This window comes from Microbacterium sp. TPU 3598 (assembly GCF_002356155.1).
GTDB classification, from domain to species: Bacteria; Actinomycetota; Actinomycetes; order Actinomycetales; family Microbacteriaceae; genus Microbacterium; species Microbacterium maritypicum_A.
In genome coordinates, this window is sequence record NZ_AP017975.1 from 1,565,704 (window position 1) to 1,582,422 (window position 16,719).

The 16,719-nt window shown below is 67.0% G+C and carries 13 protein-coding genes; 9 read left to right on the forward strand and 4 right to left on the reverse strand.

Translation table 11 applies throughout. The features are described from left to right. The first annotated feature begins 21 nt into the window (after positions 1-21). Positions 22-1,053: an Lrp/AsnC family transcriptional regulator gene (locus MST3598_RS07415; protein WP_029260191.1), complete on the forward strand. Its 1,032-nt coding sequence runs from the start codon at positions 22-24 to the stop codon at positions 1,051-1,053. A 163-nt stretch (positions 1,054-1,216) separates the two neighbouring features. Here MST3598_RS07415 and MST3598_RS07420 read toward each other — a convergent pair whose 3' ends face one another. Continuing rightward, positions 1,217-1,723, reverse strand: coding sequence for an aromatic ring-opening dioxygenase LigA (locus tag MST3598_RS07420; protein ID WP_231479818.1), 507 nt, complete (start codon positions 1,721-1,723; stop codon positions 1,217-1,219). Between the two features lie 989 nt (positions 1,724-2,712). Between MST3598_RS07420 and MST3598_RS18380 the strand changes: the two genes are divergently transcribed. The 6 genes from MST3598_RS18380 (at position 2,713) to MST3598_RS07450 (ending at position 10,162) form a co-directional block, all read left to right on the forward strand. After that, positions 2,713-3,165, forward strand: a complete 453-nt coding sequence (locus tag MST3598_RS18380) for a Rieske (2Fe-2S) protein (protein WP_157749861.1) — start codon at positions 2,713-2,715, stop codon at positions 3,163-3,165. 138 nt (positions 3,166-3,303) lie between these two features. Further along, the gene (locus MST3598_RS07430) at positions 3,304-6,870 is read left to right on the forward strand and encodes an Ig-like domain-containing protein (RefSeq protein WP_096359504.1); all 3,567 of its coding nucleotides are present in this window, start codon (positions 3,304-3,306) and stop codon (positions 6,868-6,870) included. Positions 6,871-6,932: 62 nt separating this feature from the next. Beyond that, positions 6,933-7,724: a hypothetical protein gene (locus tag MST3598_RS07435; RefSeq protein ID WP_029260196.1), complete on the forward strand. Its 792-nt coding sequence runs from the start codon at positions 6,933-6,935 to the stop codon at positions 7,722-7,724. After that, positions 7,721-8,248 (forward strand): hypothetical protein, encoded by a 528-nt coding sequence (locus MST3598_RS07440; protein ID WP_021198544.1) that lies wholly within the window; start codon positions 7,721-7,723, stop codon positions 8,246-8,248. Before MST3598_RS07435 ends, MST3598_RS07440 begins: the two co-directional genes overlap by 4 nt. A gap of 28 nt (positions 8,249-8,276) precedes the next feature. Continuing rightward, entirely contained in the window at positions 8,277-8,933 is a 657-nt protein-coding gene (locus MST3598_RS07445) for an NAD(P)H-binding protein (RefSeq protein ID WP_021198545.1), read from the forward strand. 20 nt (positions 8,934-8,953) lie between these two features. Next, entirely contained in the window at positions 8,954-10,162 is a 1,209-nt protein-coding gene (locus tag MST3598_RS07450) for a glycoside hydrolase family 3 N-terminal domain-containing protein (protein WP_029260197.1), read from the forward strand. Positions 10,163-10,165: 3 nt separating this feature from the next. On the opposite strand, the gene MST3598_RS07455 is transcribed toward MST3598_RS07450, so the two are convergent. From MST3598_RS07455 to MST3598_RS07465, 3 genes are read right to left on the reverse strand one after another with little or no spacing between them, the layout of a single operon-like run. Then, entirely contained in the window at positions 10,166-11,029 is an 864-nt protein-coding gene (locus MST3598_RS07455; RefSeq protein ID WP_036271798.1) for a hypothetical protein, read from the reverse strand. Between the two features lies 1 nt (position 11,030). After that, the gene (locus MST3598_RS07460) at positions 11,031-12,056 is read right to left on the reverse strand and encodes an App1 family protein (RefSeq protein ID WP_029260199.1); all 1,026 of its coding nucleotides are present in this window, start codon (positions 12,054-12,056) and stop codon (positions 11,031-11,033) included. Positions 12,057-12,060: 4 nt separating this feature from the next. Beyond that, positions 12,061-12,732, reverse strand: a complete 672-nt coding sequence (locus tag MST3598_RS07465) for a DedA family protein (RefSeq protein WP_029260200.1) — start codon at positions 12,730-12,732, stop codon at positions 12,061-12,063. Positions 12,733-12,773: 41 nt separating this feature from the next. On the opposite strand from MST3598_RS07465, the gene MST3598_RS07470 reads away from it, so the two are divergent. Further along, a complete protein-coding gene (locus MST3598_RS07470; RefSeq protein ID WP_029260201.1) occupies positions 12,774-14,099 on the forward strand; it encodes an anthranilate synthase component I family protein in 1,326 nt (441 codons plus the stop codon). Positions 14,100-14,133: 34 nt separating this feature from the next. Beyond that, positions 14,134-16,710, forward strand: coding sequence for a leucine--tRNA ligase (leuS, locus tag MST3598_RS07475; RefSeq protein ID WP_036271824.1), 2,577 nt, complete (start codon positions 14,134-14,136; stop codon positions 16,708-16,710). Positions 16,711-16,719 lie beyond the last annotated feature (9 nt).

Sequence of the window (16,719 nt, forward strand, 5' to 3'; positions counted from 1 at the left end):
CGACGTCAGACTGGGGTCACGATGAAGAATGATGCCCTCGACGCCCTGGACTTACGGTTGATCAGCGCACTCCAGGCACGCCCCCGGGCGTCGTGGTCGTCACTCGCGCAGGCACTGGGATCAAGCGATGCAACGCTCGCGCGCCGGTGGGAGACGCTGAAGGACGAAGGCGTCGCATGGATGACCGTCGCACCGAACCTCTCGCTCGGGCATGGCTCGCTGGCGATGGGGATGGCACTCGTCGAGGTGCGTGTCAAGAGCGGATGCCTGACGAGCACCGCAGCCTCACTTGCCGCGCACCCCGAGATCGCGACGATCGAGGTCACCGCTGGGGCGCGGAGTCTGATGCTCACCGTGATAGCCGGAAGCCCTCAGGCGTTATCCGACTTCCTCCTCGATTCGCTCGACGCGCATCCCTTCGTCGATGGCATCCGCTCGTACCCTGCGAGCTGGACATACCGAGATGCGAGCAGATGGCGCGTCTTCGCCGGCGCCGCCGGCGACCAGCACGACAGGCGTGCGAGGCCAGGTGCCCGCACCCGTCCCCGACTCCCGCACCGCGATCTTGCCGAGTCCATCGCGGCGGTGCTTGCGCAGGATGGTCGCGCCACGGCGGATCATGTCGCCAAGGCGTTGGATATTGGCATCCGCACCGCGCGGACTGGTCTCGCACAGCTCACCGCATCCGGGGAGATCCGCTTCCGCACAGAGGTGTCGCGGGCTTTGGCCGGCTGGCCTGTATGCGCGTGGTTCCTTGTCTCGTCGTCAGCGGCCCACAGGGAGAGAGACGTTCGCACGCTGGCCGCTATGCCGGAGTGCCGGGCGGTGATGCACACCATCGGCCCGTTCGACCTCGCCGCGGTGACCTGGATGCGCGAGCTCGCAGACGTGGACGTCATCGAGGCAGCAATCGAGGACAACGTGCCGCCGGCGCGGATTCACGATCGAGTTCTCGTGCTCCGCACCGTGAAGTTGATGGGGCGTGTACTGGACACCGTAGGCCGCAGCGAGAAGCACATTCCGCTCCCCGTGTACTTGAATCTACGCGGCTGAGCACCAAAAATGCTCGCCGGAGCAACCGTGAGCAGGAACACGAGCGTAGCCAGCCACCTGCCTGTGGTGGCTGGCTACTCGGCCAATGCGACCTCGCACGGGTGCGATGACGTGGAGGACGGGCCGCTCGCCTGGAAACTCCCATCCGGGCGCTAGCAAAGCGTCAGGTCGTTGCAGTGCTCCTCGCAACGGAGAGGGCCCGCAGTGCCCACCCGAACAGTGCCGACAGCGCGCCGATGCCTATGGCGAAGGCCGCGACGCCGAAAGAGACGACGGAGGTGAACAGCGACGCACGCAAGAACGAGGCGTTCATCACGGTCGCTCGGACCGGATCATCGGTGGCCAGCTCTGAGTAGGTGCTACCGTCCGACGCTGCAAGCGCGTGGTGCTGGATGATGTCGGCTTGAACGAATGCGGTGAAAGGGCCAGCGACAGTCTGCCCCTGGAACGCGATCGCGTCGTCTGGAATCGTGATGTTCTCGGCACGCAGTTGCACGGAGACCATGACCCACACCACTACGCCGACGATGATGAGCGCGATGCCCCCGATGATGCCTAGCGTTCCGATGAGCTTCACGCCCTTCATCGCGCGACCTGATGGTGCGACAGAGCCTTCGGACTGTTGTGCGTGTTGCGACACGACGAACTCCTTCTCATTCGGAACGTACATCCTCACGCTAGATCCGTCCGCGATCGAGTGCCGGGTCGGTAGGCCAGAAATAAGCGGGTTCTGAGAGTCGACGTCAGCTCGGACCCACCTCACCAGCATCACCGAGCATCGGTGCGTCCGCTTCATACGCATCAGCCGTCGACTTGCCTCGCGGTCTCGCGACTGGTCATACCTAATCCACCGCGTCTCTCCCCCCAAGTCGAGACGAAACGACACATCCCTGTCGGGTGACTTCCTTAGCGTGGACGGCGAAGCCGACCGTCGGCCCCCGCTCAATGTTCAGGACCGCATCATCAGACCCGCCGTCAACACCCCATGCGAAGTGCCCTCTACCGTCCGCATCTCGGACATCGTCGTGAGCGGATGCGGGCGGGTCTACGCATTCCCTCCGGATCTGCCCCAAGCGGCCCGCGTGGCGGGCCTCGGCCACCCACGCTACAGAGTCGGCTATGTGGATCGCGTCGGCGCCGGCTGGCTCCCGCGGGACTTGGGTAACCGTATCGCCGGACACCGGACACGGTCGCGCTTGCACGCTGTCTGCTCGGTCGTAGCGAAGGCTGGCGTATCGATCAGTACCCGATCCGATCTCCGGAAAGCTGCTGTCTTCAGAGTGGGCGTCGCTGACGCGAATGAGAGCTCCTTCGTGATCCATTTGGATCCCCTCGGAACCGTCAAGCTCGGCCACCGGACCCCGGATGATCGCATCCGATTCGACAGGGAGCTGGGAGCCGTGTGGGCCACAGGGACTCAGTATGCGGCGCTCGGCTTGGGCCAGTACAGCGACACCCGAACGCTGCACCGAACGATCGGTGCAGCGGTCCATGCACTCCGACGACTCGACACCGCTACAGGTGCTCTTACCCACGCCGAGCCGTGACGTCCCGTTTCCGCAGCCCGCGAGCAAACGGTCCGGACCGGCGAGAAGGACAAGGATTCACACCATCATGGACGTCTTCTCCCGCCGCACGCGGCCCTCGAACGCACACTGCGTGACTGAGGTCACCCTGGCGCCTCGCGAGGTCGATGAGAAGGAACTCGACTTCCTGTTCGGACGGCCAGCACAGTTGCCAAAGCGCCGCTCGACCCGCCGCACCGCGAAGCAGGCGCCGGAGGTCCACGCCGTGACGCAGAGCACGTCGGTGAGCCTGGGCAAGGTGGTGCCTTTTCGTGTTTCTGGCGCCGCTGCCGTCGTGAGCATCGCTCGAACGGCCGATGCGCTCTATGCATTCGCGGAACAGTGTCCTCATGACCGGGCGCCGCTCTCGGACGGCCTGCTCACCAGGCGTTTCATCATGTGTCCTGCCGAGGGATCGCTGTTCGACTTGGCGTCTGGGGCCGTCGTTGCGGGGCCAGCATCGACCTCACTCGTCGTATTCGAGGTGTGGGAACGAGATGGCACGATCTTCATCCGCGACAACCAGCGGGTGCTCGCGAACGCCTGACGGTGAGAAGATCGCGTCCGCTTCGCGTCTGCTGTTCAACTGATGGGTTCCGCAATCGAAGAGGGGCTGTCACACTGAGGACCGCGACGCAGTCGGTCGTGCCGAGTTCGATCGAGAACTGCATGTGCTGGAGGAACGATGAACGTCTCCGCAATCCAAGAGCAAGAGCCGGCCCGATTCCGCCGCGGGATCGTCAGCGTCGTCGTGTTATCACTGGCCGCTGCAGCAAGCCTGTTCGGTGCTGCTCCGGCTTCGGCAGCACCTGGTGTCCTGACAAGCGTCGCGCTCTCCGTGACATCCGATGGAACAGCCCCTTTCTCGGCATCGGACGGTCCGGGTCTGGATTCGTCAGCCTCGAACGGTGTGGTGCGAACGAACGACTCGGTCACCTACCGGTGGGAGTACGCGATCGCCACGGCAGGTGATGTGACATTCATTCAAGCGCTTCCTGCCGGCATGCGTTGGGAGCCGAGTTCCACGGCCTCATGCCTCGAAGGGGCAGGTGCGATCGACACGTCCGGGTCAACGCTCACATGCACGCTCCCCGAGCTGGCGTCCGGTACCGGCGCGTACCCCGTGACGGCGACCGTCCTGACCGTCCCGGATTCATCCCTCCTGGAATCCGTTGTCACCTCTGGAGCCTTCCAGTCGGCCCCCGCCATCGTCACAGCGTCCGCGGCGCCGCGACTGGCACCCGATCTGCAGACCTCCGGTGCCACGGCGGCGGCCAACGGTCCGGGGGATTCCAGCGACATCGCGGGATACAACATCGCGATGACGGCGGATTTGTTCATGCCGATCGACTCTGCGACGGGAACCCGCGGTCTCGAACCCGGTGCGACGCCCTTGACGTTCCAGATCGTGCTTCCGGGTAACTTCGCCGGCGGGCTGCTTGCGGCGGGGACGAATTGCACCACGAACACAGGTGAAGCGCCGCTGGGTGGTGGAGGTGGTAGTTCCGCTGTCGTGGACTCCGGGGCAGTCGTATGCGCCCAGGCCGGGGGCGCCGGCTCGCCGATCACCGTCACGTTCGAGAGCCCGGACCAGACTCTCTCCAGCTACCCCACGAACATCGGATCCCATAATCCCGGCGCGTACTTCGCCGCGTCCCGGATCGTGGTGTGGTTCCCGGCCTCATCGTTCCCCGTGGGCGTCGTGACGACCGGGACGTTCCAACTGACGGGCTTTGCGCCGCTCGGCGCCACAGGAGCTGCGAACTACGGTGGCTTCGCGCCCGGACAGGAACCTGGGGCTGCTTGTGAGACGGTGCCCGCTCGGAACTGCGTCTCCGTGAATGTCCTGCGGGCGGGAACTCCGCAGCTCTCAGGCGGGACTGCTTTGACGACGAGTTCCACCGCCTTCTCGGCTCCGCTCCCCGACGCTTCCAGCGCTACCTCGAATGATGGTCCCATCTATTTCGGCCAGGACTACTACGGGGTCGCGGCGATGAACACCACAGCGGCGAGCCCGGACGCGTTCAATGCGCGAAGCTGCATCACCTGGGATCCCGCGCTTCACACAATCGACGCGGAACGTGCTCCGAACGCGACGCGCAACGGCGGCTCGACGACCAACGTGGTTCTCGAGTACGGCAACACGGCCTACCCGGATGATGCGGCGCGTCGGGGACCGAACTGCGGCTCAGCCGGTGATGCCGCGGCGGGCTGGTTCGCGAACATCGCCGAGGCGGGAGGACCCGGCGCTGTCACGGCAGTGCGAGTGCGTTTCCTGGACCCTGCCCCGGGAAGCACGGGAATGAACCTGTTCGTGCCTTTCACCCGGACAGAGATCGACACTGCCCCCGGGACGCCGATACCGATCTTCAGCAACTTCACCGCAGATGATGCCCCTATCGCCAACTCGTCGTGCAACCCCGCGACGAAGACGGGAGCGAACGGAGCCCGCGGCCTTGCCGCTGACGCCAAGGTCCGTGCAAACACGACCTGGGACACCGAATCGGCCCAACCGGGCGAAGCGCACGAGATCACCATCACGCCCACTGTCACCAATGACTACGTGGTGCGCACCGCCGTCGACGTCGTGATCACCACCACTCTCAGTACTCCGTGCGCATCATTCCAGACGGGATCCGCATCCCGCCCTCCCTCGTCGATCACACCTGCGACGGTGAACTGCGCCGGCGGCGGGGTCGGCCAAACCATCACCTGGAACCTCGGACCTGTCCCCACAGGGACAGCGCTGGCGCCCATCACTTTCACGGCAGTCCTCGATCCGGCCACCCCGTTCCCGGCAAGCGGTGATGCCACCACCGTGATCGCGAGCCCCTCCGACCCGGCCAGAGAAGCTGTACGCACGAGCAACGATGAGCTCATCGTCAACGCCGTCGCAGAGTTCACCGTAACGAAGACGGCATCCGTCGCCGCCGTCGCACCAGGAGTGCCGTTCACCTACACGATCGGCTGGGCGAACAGGCTCGCGACTTCTGTAGGGACTGCATCCTTCGTGGACGTCCTCCCCTTTGCCGGCGATATCCGAGGCACCGCGGGGCTGGGAGACCTCTCTGTCGAGTCGGTCGAACCACGTGACGGCACCACTGGCGTGGCCGTCACATACACCGAAGACCCCTCAGCGAATGTCGAAGCCGCTATCGCCGTCGATCCATCCGGGGCAACCGGCATCAACTGGGTATCAGCTCAACCTCCTACCGTCACAGCCATCCGCTTCATAACCCCGGAGCTGACGCCCGGTACGGTCCAGGCGATGGACATAACGCTCACCGCTGTGGCGCTCTCACGCAGCGGTGTCATGGTCAACGACGTGTGGGGCGAAGTCACCGAGATCCCGATCCCCATCACCGCCGCCGCCGCAATCGAACTGGAGTCCGCAGCATCAGAGGTATCCGGATTCGTGTTCCACGACATCGATCGCTCAGGAGACCTCTCCGCAGGCGACACGCCCGTCGTGAGCCCTGTCGTCCAGATCATTGACGGATACTCCTACGGCGCCAACGGAATCGACGACGGCGGAGGCGGGGATGACATCGCCCTCGCGTCGGTGTTGACCGCCGACTCCAGCGCTGACGGCACCTACCTGTTTCCAAGCGTGTCGGCCGGAAGCTACGCGGTCACCGTCGTGCCGCCCACCGGTACGAGCCTCGCAATACTCCCACCGCTGCCGGTGCGGGTCGCCCCGAACACCAGCATCACGGATGTCGATTTCGGCGTCCGCGCGAACGCGGATGCGGGGTCGTCGAGGATTGTCGCGGATCCTGTCGTGATCATCGCGGATGGGGTGTCGACCTCGACTATCACGGTGAGCTTGCTCGACGAGAACGGGAACCCGGTGACCGACGCGGGGGATGTCGTGACGATGTCTACGGACGCTGGCACGCTCGGTCCCGTGACCGACAACGGAGACGGCACCTACACGGCCACGCTGACCTCCTCGACGACCGTCGAGACCGCGACGATCGGCTTTGCCGTGGATGAGGTCGCTGGTGACGCGACGGCGACCGTCGACTTCATCGCCGGACCGCCGGCACCTCCGAACCCACCAGCACCCCCGGGACCGCCCCTCCCTGCGACCGGTATCGAGATCGGGGGAGGTTTCGTCACCGCGCTTGCTCTCGTACTGCTCGGACTCGTCTTCTTGCTCCGTCGCCGAAACCTCCGCGTGGGAACCGGGGATCTGGTGTTCGTGCCCTCCCTGACCGAACTGATTCCAGGTGATGGTGATCAGCGCTAGGTGCGAAGAGCACACCGGAAACCATGCACGGGAGCAGATCGGCTCCTGGCTACGCTGAGGGCATGCTCCGCATCCTGTTCTTCGTCGTCTGGCTGCTGCTGTCCGCCTGGCTCGTGGTCTGGGTCGGGGAGGGGCTGTTCGGCATCGATCAGAGACAGTCGATCCTTCCGTTCTCGGGAGAGGACACACTGGGCGCTCCGATCATCATCGGCGTGGCGTGGGGTCTGCTGCTGACCTTCGGCGGGATCCTGTCGGGGCTCGGGCGCCGTAAGCGGGTGCGCGGAGAGACGCAGATCGGAGTGGGCACGATCGTCGAGGTCGCCCGCACCGGTCTCACCGTCAACGACGTGCCGCAGTACGACCTGTTCATCCGGGTGACACCGAGCACCGCAGAGGAGTTCATCGCGCAGCTGCGCACGCTGGTCGACGCCTCTGATCTCGCCGGCCTGCAGGTCGGGCTCCCGGTACCCGTGCGGTACAGCCTCACGGACCAGGACACGGTGGAGCTCGCCGACCTGAACGACCCCACGGTGCGGGACGCGATGCTGCAATGGCGGATCGAACGGGGGCTGATCGATCCGCGGCAGGTGCGGGCGCGCACGAGCGGCACCCCGGTGACGGCATCCGTGCTCGAGGTGCGACCGACGGGGCGGCGTCGTGAGGGGCAGAGCGAGCTCGCCCTGCGCGTGCTGATGGCGCCGGAGGGGGCGGCGACCTGGGAAGCGGACACCACGGTCTTCGTGTACCCGCAGGCCATTCCGCACCTGCAGGTCGGAGCCCCGGTCTGGGCGTTCTATCGGCGTGAGGACCCGCAGACCGTCGCCGTGACGATCGAGAAGGAGGAGGGGCGATGAACCCGATGGACACGCTCATCTGGCTCGTGAACTTCCCGGCGTCGCACGGATACGCGATGGTGTTCATCGCCGGTTTCTCGATCCTCGGCCTGTTCGCGCTGTCGGCGCGGGGAGCGATGCCCGGCGGGGAGCTGCGGGCCATCCGCGAGCGGGAGGGACTGCTGCGTGCGGATCAGCGTCCGCGAGGCCGCGTCGGGGGAGGAATCGTGCGCATCGGCGCGCGCATCCTCGCTTTCCTCATGCTCGCCTCCCTGGTGATCGGCATCCTCAGCCTCGCCGGCGTGCCCCTCACCCGTGCGTACATCTATGACAACGGTCGACCGACGGCGGCGACTCTGGATGGTGACTGGGTGACGTTCACGACGGCCGAAGGCGTCGAATACACGCTGGAGAGCAACTTCTTCACCCCCGCTGTGTACCCCGACCGCGACGCGTACATACCCGGCGGTCAGCTGATCGTCGTGCGCTACCTTTCGAGCCATCCACAGGCGTTCGTGATCGACAGCGACCAGACCCCGCGCTGAGTGCGGAGGGGGCGCGTAGGGTGAAGGCATGTCGCGAATCATCGTCTTCGGCGGCCACGGCCGCATCGCCCTCCTGCTCGCGCCGCTCCTCGTCGCACGGGGAGACGAGGTGACCGGGGTGATCCGCAACCCTGACCATTCCTCCGATGTCGAAGCCGGCGGTGCGAAAGCGCTCGTCGCCGACATCGAGAACATGGATGTCGAGGCGCTCGCCGAGATCATCCGCGGTCATGACGCCGTCGTCTGGTCGGCCGGCGCCGGTGGCGGATCGGCCGAACGCACCTACGCGGTCGACCGCGACGCCGCGCAGCGTTCCATGGACGCGGCAGAACGCGCGGGCGTCCGACGGTACGTGATGGTGTCATGGCTCGGGTCCACCGCTGATCACGGTGTGCCGGAAGGCGACTCCTTCTTCCCCTATGCAGACGCGAAGTGGGCTGCCGACGAGCACCTGCGTGGCACCGGTCTGGAGGGCACGATCCTCGCGCCGGGCACGCTCACCTTCGACGATCCCACCGGTCGGATCCAGCTCGATCCGGACGGTCGTGGAGCTGTCGCGCGTGCCGACGTCGCTGCCGTGATCGCTGCGTCCCTGCACGAACCGTGCACGGTCGGCCGGACCATCCGCTTCGGGAACGGCGACGCCGACTCGGCGGTGCCGATCGCCGAGGCGCTGTCCTGCTGAGACACGCCACTTCGCGCGACATGGAGAATCGGCGCCGGGGACGGACGGCGAGCGCACTCGCGCTCGCCGCGGTGATGGGGCTCTTCGTCTCGTCGGCCGCCTCAGCGTCGGCGGTGGGCGCACCCTCGACGTCGGGCATCCCCGAGTCCACGGTGTCGACCAGCGGATCTGACCTGCTCACCGCACGTGCGAAGGCGCGGGTGCAGGAGATGTCCGTGGCGGAACAGGCAGCGACGGTGGTCATGGGGCACGTGGCAGGAACGGACCCGTCCGCCCTTCGGTCGTACATGGAGTCCGGACTGGGAGGATTCATCCTCATGGGGGCCAATATCCCCGCGACCGAAGCGGAGTTGCAGGCGCTCACGACGGCGCTGACGGTCGATCCCGGTCTGCCACCGCTCATCGCCGTGGACCAGGAGGGCGGCTTCGTCTCCCGACTGCACGGTGACGGCTTCCCTGCCTCCCCCTCCCTGAAGAGGCTTCCGGTCGCCGAGACGTCCGCGGCGTTCACCGCGCGGGGCTCTCTGGTGGCGCGAGCGGGCATCACCGTGAACTTCGGAACGGTCGCCGACTACACGGACGATCCCGGCTCGTTCATCCACGGTCGCGCGCTCGGCACAGACCCTGCCGCGGCGGCGGAGCGCGTGGCGGCGGCAACCGTCGCGCAGGAGCAGTTCGTCGCCTCGACCCTCAAACATTTCCCCGGCCACGGCGCGGCTCCGGGTGACTCTCATCACGTGATCCCGAGCACCACGATGGGAATCGAGGAATGGCGCGCCACCGCGGCCGTGCCGTTCGCCGCCGGTATCGACGCCGGGGCCTCGCTGCTGATGTACGGGCATCTCGCCTACGCGGCGGTCGATCCGCTGCCGGCATCCCTCTCGCCGCGGTGGCATGAGATCGCGAGAGACGAGCTCGGCTTCACCGGGGTGGCGGTGACCGACGACCTCGGCATGCTGCTGTCTTCGGGAGATCCGGCCTATGCCGACCCGGTCACGAACGCGGTGGTGGCGATCGCTGCGGGGAACGACCTCGTGTTGATGATCGCGGGGTCCGACGCGCAGACAGCCGGATCGATGGTCGCCGGCATCGCAGCGGCGGTCGAAGCGGGGACGCTTCCGCCCGAGCGGCTCGAGGAGGCGGCGACACGCGTGATCGCGCTCCGGATGCAGAGCGCCGCGGCCACCGCCCGCTGGTCGATCTGCGAGGACTGCGAACCGGTGGGCTGACGCTCAGGCCGCCTCGCGAGCTCCGTCGCCGAGCCAGGCGTTCAGCAGCGCTGCGCGCAGAGCGGCACCCCGGTCCGCGAACCCTCGCTGCCGACGGACGTACTCGGCCTTGCCCTCGGTCGTCTCGATGCGGACCGGGGCCACGTCCCATGCCGAGAGATCGTACGGCGCGGCCTGCATGTCGAGCAGTCGGATGTCGCGGGCGAGCTCGAACGAATCCAGGAGGAGTTCGCCGGGGATGAGGGGCCCGAGTTTCGTCGCCCACTTGTACAGGTCCATCCCCGCGTGCAGGCAACCGGGCTGCTCGAACAGGGGCTGGTCGTCGCGGCTCAACGGCGTGCGGTTGCGGGGGACCGCTTCGGGGGTGAAGAAGCGGAATGCGTCGAAATGGGTGCAACGCAGCTCATGATTCTCGACGACGGCATCCGTGCCCGCCTGCCCGAGTCGCAACGGCACCGCGTGGCGATGCTCGTCCGCGCGGTACACCATCGCCCACTCGTGCAGGCCGAAGCAGCCGAACTGTCCGGGGCGGGATGCGGTGCGGCGGAGCATGCGCTCGATGAGCGCGGCCAACTCCGTCTTCTCTGCGCCGAAAGTCGCCGCATCCGGCACGACGCTGCCGGGCGATCGCCCGGGGGAGTACCACCGCCAGTCGCGGCGTTCCGGCGCATCGGCGAGTTCGACACCGGCCCCCGGATGCCATCGACGCAGGTGCGCGGGCTTGTACGAGTAGTAGGTGAAGAGGAAGTCCCACACCGGATGCTTCTCCGCCCGCGTCGCCCGTTCGCGGTGCGCCGCGGTGAGGGCGTCGGCTCGTTCACGATGCGCCTCCTCGCGGAGGGTCCAGTCCGGGCGGGCGATGGTCATGTCAGTGCAGGATGCCGGCTTCGCCGAGCAGATCGCGAAGACCGGCGCCGTCCTCGGCGCTCACCCACGGGGCGGCATCTTCGGAGTGCGGTTCGTGACCGGCGCGTCCACCGGCGAGCACGGCCTCGGCGGGAAGCAGACGACGGATCGCGACGCCGGCGACGGAATCGGGGTACTCGTCCATGAACTGGCTGTAGATCGACTCGTCGTGCTGGCCGTCGTCTCCGATCAACAGCCATTTCACGTCGGGGAACTCGGTCGCGAGGCGACGCAGGTTCGTGAGCTTGTGTTCACGCCCGCTGCGGAACCACCGTTCGTGAGTGGGACCCCAGTCGGTCAGGAGCATGGAGCCGGCGGGGAAGAGGTGGCGACCGAGGAAGCGCCACAGAGTGGGGGCGACATTCCACGCACCGGTGGAGAGGTACACCATGGGTGCACCCGGGTGCTGGCGGAGCAGCTGGTCGAGGAGGACGGCCATCCCCGGGACGGGAAGGCGTGCGTGCTCGTCGAGCACGAAGGAGTTCCAGAAGGCGATGAAGGGACGAGGCAGCGCCGTCACCATCACGGTGTCGTCGACATCCGACACCACGCCGAACGAGGTGCCCTCGGCCACGATGAATGCGCGAGCCTCCACCGGCGCCTGACCCTCGACGGAGAACGTGAACGTCTGCCAGCCGGGTTCCAGATCGACACGGATCATGGCATCGACCACGCCGCCGCGGTCGGCGGCCACCTGGTGGGTGGTCTCGCCGAAGTGCACGCTCACAGCGGCGAATCCCACCGGGATGCCGACGAAGCTGCGCCATCCGCGGACGCTGGCCGGTTCACCGTCTCGGGTGCGACGCTGCGGCGGGACGATCAGCACCCGGCCGACGACGCGGACCCAGCCCGGACCACCGTAACCGGGGAAGGGAAGGATCGTCGCGACACGGCCACGACGGCGCGCACGACCTTCGCGCCAGACATGGAAGCGGTGTTCGAGTCGGGCGAACCAGTGGATCCGGGGGGCTGGGGGAGCCGATGCCATTGCCTCAGTCTTTCACGTCGGCGTCGGCCTCTGCCTCCGGGGACTCCAGGTGACGGGCTTCGATGCGCTGCAGCAGCTTCTTGCCCAGGAAAGCCAGAAGCAGGAACAGGGCGATCACGCCGACGAAGATGTACCCGGCGAAGTGCACGCGATCGACCAGCTCGCGGAAGCTGCCGGCGGCAAGCGACGTGACACTCACATAGGCGGTGGCCCAGAGGACACAGGCGGGAGCCGTCCATGCCAGGAACTTGCGGTACGGGTACTCGCTCATCCCGACGGTGAGGGGAACCAGAGAATGCAGCACGGGGAGGAAGCGGGAGAGGAAGATCGCGATCCCCCCGCGGCGCTCGAGATAGTTCTCGGCACGCACCCAGTTGTGCTCGCCGATCCGCCGCCCCAACCAGGAGACGCGGATGTGCGGGCCCAGCCAGCGTCCCAGCCAGAACCCGATGCTCTCCCCGATCAGCGCCCCGATCACGACCGCGACACCCATCGCGATGCCCTCCAGGGGAGTGGCGACACCCATGGACGCGATGATCACGATCGTGTCGCCGGGAACGATGAGGCCGATCAGGATGCTCGTCTCCAGCATCACGGCGAGCCCGGCGATGAGCGTGCGGGCGACCGGATCGATCGACTGCACGGTGTCGAGGAGCCAGATCAGGAGGTCGTCCACCCCATGAGGATACGGGAGCCACCCGGTCCTAGGCTGGAAAGGTGCCCGAACAGCTGAGTGCTCGTCCGCTTCCCGACTGGGTGGAGCCGTCGTCGGTGTTCGGGATGCTGGAAGCCGTGACCGCCGATGTGTTCTGGCTCGACGCCGGGGCTGACGCGCTCACCGGATGGAGCTTCGTCGGGACGGGGGAGCGGTCGACGCTTCCGCGCGAGGTGCGCGTCGACGTCGTCGCTGCCGACCCTGAGCTGCCGCCGTTCACAGGGGGCTGGGTGGGGTGGCTCGACTATGAGAGCGGTGCCGCCGCCGCCGGTGCACCGGTCGCGGGTCCGGAAGACGGCTCGGGCGGTTCCTGGCTGCGTGCCACCCGCGTCGTCGCCTTCGACCACGACATGCAGCGCGTCTGGGCGCTCGGGGTGGAGAGCGACGTCGCGGACTGGGCGGCAGTTGTCCGGGCACTGGTGGGGGTCCCGGAAGCCGTGCCCTCCGCGATGAGCGACCCCGAACACCCGCCGCGTATCGCCGTCGCCCGACACGACCCCGGCGAGTACGCCGCACTCATCGAACGCTGCCGCGATCTCATCCGTGCGGGCATCGCCTACCAGCTGTGCCTCACCACGCGCTTCACCGTGGCGGGCGCCCACGACCCGGTCGAGGTCTATCGTCGGCTCCGCGCCGCCACGCCCGCCCATCATGGCGGATTCCTGCGCATCGGCGATCGCACCCTGTTGAGTGCCAGTCCCGAGCAGTTCCTCCATGCCGCGGGCGGAGTCATCCGTACCCGTCCCATCAAAGGCACCAGGCCCCGAAGCATCGATCCGGTCGAAGACGCCGCGCTCGCCGCAGAACTGGCGACGGACCGCAAGGAGCGCGCCGAGAACGTCATGATCGTCGACCTGATGCGCAACGACCTCTCGCGGGTGTGCGAGCCCGGGAGCATACGTGTGGAGGGTCTCTGGGTGGTCGAGAGCTATCCCGCCGTGCACCAGCTGGTGAGTACCGTGAGTGGGCGGGCGGCCGAGGGGACAACGGTCGAGGCCCTGCTCGAGGCGGCCTTTCCAGCCGGCAGCATGACCGGGGCTCCGAAGCTGTCGGCGATGACCCGGCTGCACGAGCTGGAGGGCGGGCCTCGCGGCGTGTACGCCGGATGCTTCGGGTACATCGGTGACGACGGAACCCTGGATCTGGCGATGGTGATCCGCAGCATCGTGATCGAAGGGGAACAGGCTGTGGTCGGCGCCGGCGGAGGGATCACCTGGGGGTCGATCGCGACCTCAGAGGTCGCCGAGGTCGCGACCAAGGCGAGGGCACCGCTCATGGCGCTCGGTGCCGGAATGCCCGGGCCCTGGCGTTCCGATATCCTGAACTGATCCCGCTTTTTCCATCAGATTGGTCGTGCGTTCGTTGTCTGAGAACCTGTCCACCGCTCCTGCCGACGACGAGACCCCGTCGGCGCACGCCATCCAGAACAAGTGGCAGAAGTACTGGGCGGAGAACGGCACGTTCCTCACGGGTGGCGACGACGACACCCGCCCGCGTCGGTATGTGCTCGCGATGTTCCCGTACCCGTCCGGCGACCTGCACATGGGGCACGCCGAGAACTACCTCTACTCCGACATCGTGGCCCGTTTCTGGCGCCACCGCGGACACAACGTCCTGAACCCGATCGGTTGGGACTCCTTCGGGCTGCCCGCCGAGAACGCCGCGATCCGGCAGGGTGCCGACCCTCGGGACTGGACGTATCAGAACATCGCGCAGCAGAAGGTCGGCTTCGAACAGTACGGCGTCTCGTTCGACTGGAGCCGGGTCCTGCACACGTCCGACCCCGAGTACTACCACTGGAATCAGTGGCTGTTCCTGAAGCTGTACGAGCGGGGCCTGGCGTATCGCAAGAAGAGCCCGGTGAACTGGTGCCCGAACGACCAGACGGTGCTGGCGAACGAGCAGGTCGTCGACGGACGCTGCGATCGCTGTGGTGCGGAGGTCATCAAGAAGAAGCTCACGCAGTGGTACTTCCGGATCACCGACTACGCGGACCGTCTGCTCGACGATCTGAACCAGCTCGAGGGATTCTGGCCGCACAAGGTGCTGCAGATGCAGCGCAACTGGATCGGACGCTCCGTGGGCGCCGACGTCGACTTCCTGATCGAGGGGCGTGAGGAGCCGGTCACGGTGTTCTCGACGCGCCCTGACACGCTGCACGGCGCGACGTTCTTCGTGGTCGCACCCGATTCCGACCTGGCGTCCGAACTCGCTGCCGGTGCTTCCGATGACGTGCGTCAGCGCTTCCAGACGTACCTGGAGCAGGTGCAGAAGGAGACCGATATCGATCGGCAGTCCACGGACCGCCCGAAGACCGGTGTGTTCCTCGAGCGCTATGCGATCAACCCCGTGAACGGCGAGAAGCTGCCGGTGTGGGCGGCGGACTATGTGCTGGCCGACTACGGTCACGGTGCAGTCATGGCGGTTCCTGCGCACGACCAGCGCGACCTGGACTTCGCTCGTGCGTTCGACCTGCCCGTCAAGGTGGTCGTCGACACGACGGCTCCCGTCACGGGCGCGATGCCGGTGATCGAGGTCGACGACGAGGGCGTGCCGATCGACACGGGCGCCGCGCTCGAGGAGCAGAGCCCCGCCACCACGGGCGTTGCACTCACCGGCGAAGGCCGCATGATCAACTCCGGTGCACTCAACGGGCTCTCCAAGCGCAACGCCATCGCGCGTGCGATCGAGCAGTTGGAAGCGACCGGCACGGGTCGTGCCGCCAAGAACTACCGTCTGCGTGACTGGCTGATCTCGCGTCAGCGCTTCTGGGGCACGCCGATCCCGATGCTGCACGCCGAAGACGGCAGCATCATCCCGGTTCCCGAGGACAAGCTCCCCGTGAAGCTGCCGAGCGTCGAAGGACTCGACCTCAAGCCCAAGGGCACCTCGCCGCTGGGCGGTGCCGAGAGCTGGGTGCGCACGACCGACCCGCAGACGGGCGACCCCGTGCTGCGCGACCCCGACACGATGGACACGTTCGTCGACAGCTCGTGGTATTTCCTGCGTTTCCTCTCGCCGAACAGCGACACGGTGGCTTTCGATCCGGCGCAGGCGGCGCGCTGGGCACCGGTGGACTCGTACATCGGTGGTGTCGAGCACGCGATCCTGCATCTGCTGTACGCGCGCTTCATCACGAAGGTCCTGTTCGACATGGGGCTGATCGACTTCACCGAGCCGTTCTCGAACCTCATCAACCAGGGCATGGTGCTGCTCGACGGGCAGAAGATGTCCAAGAGCAAGGGCAACCTGGTGCTCTTCCAGGAGGAGCTCGACGCCCACGGCGCCGACGCCCTGCGTGTGGGGCTGGCGTTCGCCGGTCCCGTGGAGGACGACAAGGACTGGGCCGACGTCTCGACGACCGGCGCCCAGAAGTTCCTGGCGCGCGCGATGCGCATCGCCGGCGAGGTGTCGAGCCCGGTCGACGTGGTGTTCGACGGCGGTGACTCCGCGCTGCGACGTGCGACGCACAAGCTGCTCGCCGAAGCGCCCGCTCTGGTCGAGCAGACGAAGTTCAACGTGCTGGTCGCGCGCCTGATGGAGCTCGTGAACATCACTCGCAAGACGATCGACGGTGCCGCCGGCGCGGCTGACCCTGCCGTCCGCGAAGCCGCGGAGACGATCGCCGTGATGCTCGACCTCATCGCTCCGCACACGGCGGAGGAGATGTGGGAGATCCTCGGACACGAGCCTTCCGTCGGCCTGGTGACGTGGCGTTCCGCTGACCCGGCACTGCTGATCGAGGACACGATCACCGCCGTCGTGCAGGTGGGCGGCAAGGTGCGCGCCCAGCTCGAGGTCTCGGCGCGTATCGGCGAGTCGGAGCTCGAGGCTCTGGCCCGCGCCGACGAGCGCGTGATCCGGTCGATCGGCGACCGCGAGATCGTGAAGGTCGTCGTGCGTGCTCCGAAGATCGTGAGCTTCGTCGTCAAGGGCTGATCGACGTAC

Bases quoted from the DNA above. Each gene is read 5' to 3' on its own strand.
- MST3598_RS07415 (WP_029260191.1), top strand. From the start codon at position 22: ATGAAGAATGATGCCCTCGACGCCCTGGACTTACGGTTGATCAGCGCA.
- MST3598_RS07420 (WP_231479818.1), bottom strand. From the start codon at position 1,723: ATGTACGTTCCGAATGAGAAGGAGTTCGTCGTGTCGCAACACGCACAA.
- MST3598_RS07430 (WP_096359504.1), top strand. From the start codon at position 3,304: ATGAACGTCTCCGCAATCCAAGAGCAAGAGCCGGCCCGATTCCGCCGC.
- MST3598_RS07435 (WP_029260196.1), top strand. From the start codon at position 6,933: ATGCTCCGCATCCTGTTCTTCGTCGTCTGGCTGCTGCTGTCCGCCTGG.
- MST3598_RS07440 (WP_021198544.1), top strand. From the start codon at position 7,721: ATGAACCCGATGGACACGCTCATCTGGCTCGTGAACTTCCCGGCGTCG.
- MST3598_RS07445 (WP_021198545.1), top strand. From the start codon at position 8,277: ATGTCGCGAATCATCGTCTTCGGCGGCCACGGCCGCATCGCCCTCCTG.
- MST3598_RS07450 (WP_029260197.1), top strand. From the start codon at position 8,954: ATGGAGAATCGGCGCCGGGGACGGACGGCGAGCGCACTCGCGCTCGCC.
- MST3598_RS07455 (WP_036271798.1), bottom strand. From the start codon at position 11,029: ATGACCATCGCCCGCCCGGACTGGACCCTCCGCGAGGAGGCGCATCGT.
- MST3598_RS07460 (WP_029260199.1), bottom strand. From the start codon at position 12,056: ATGGCATCGGCTCCCCCAGCCCCCCGGATCCACTGGTTCGCCCGACTC.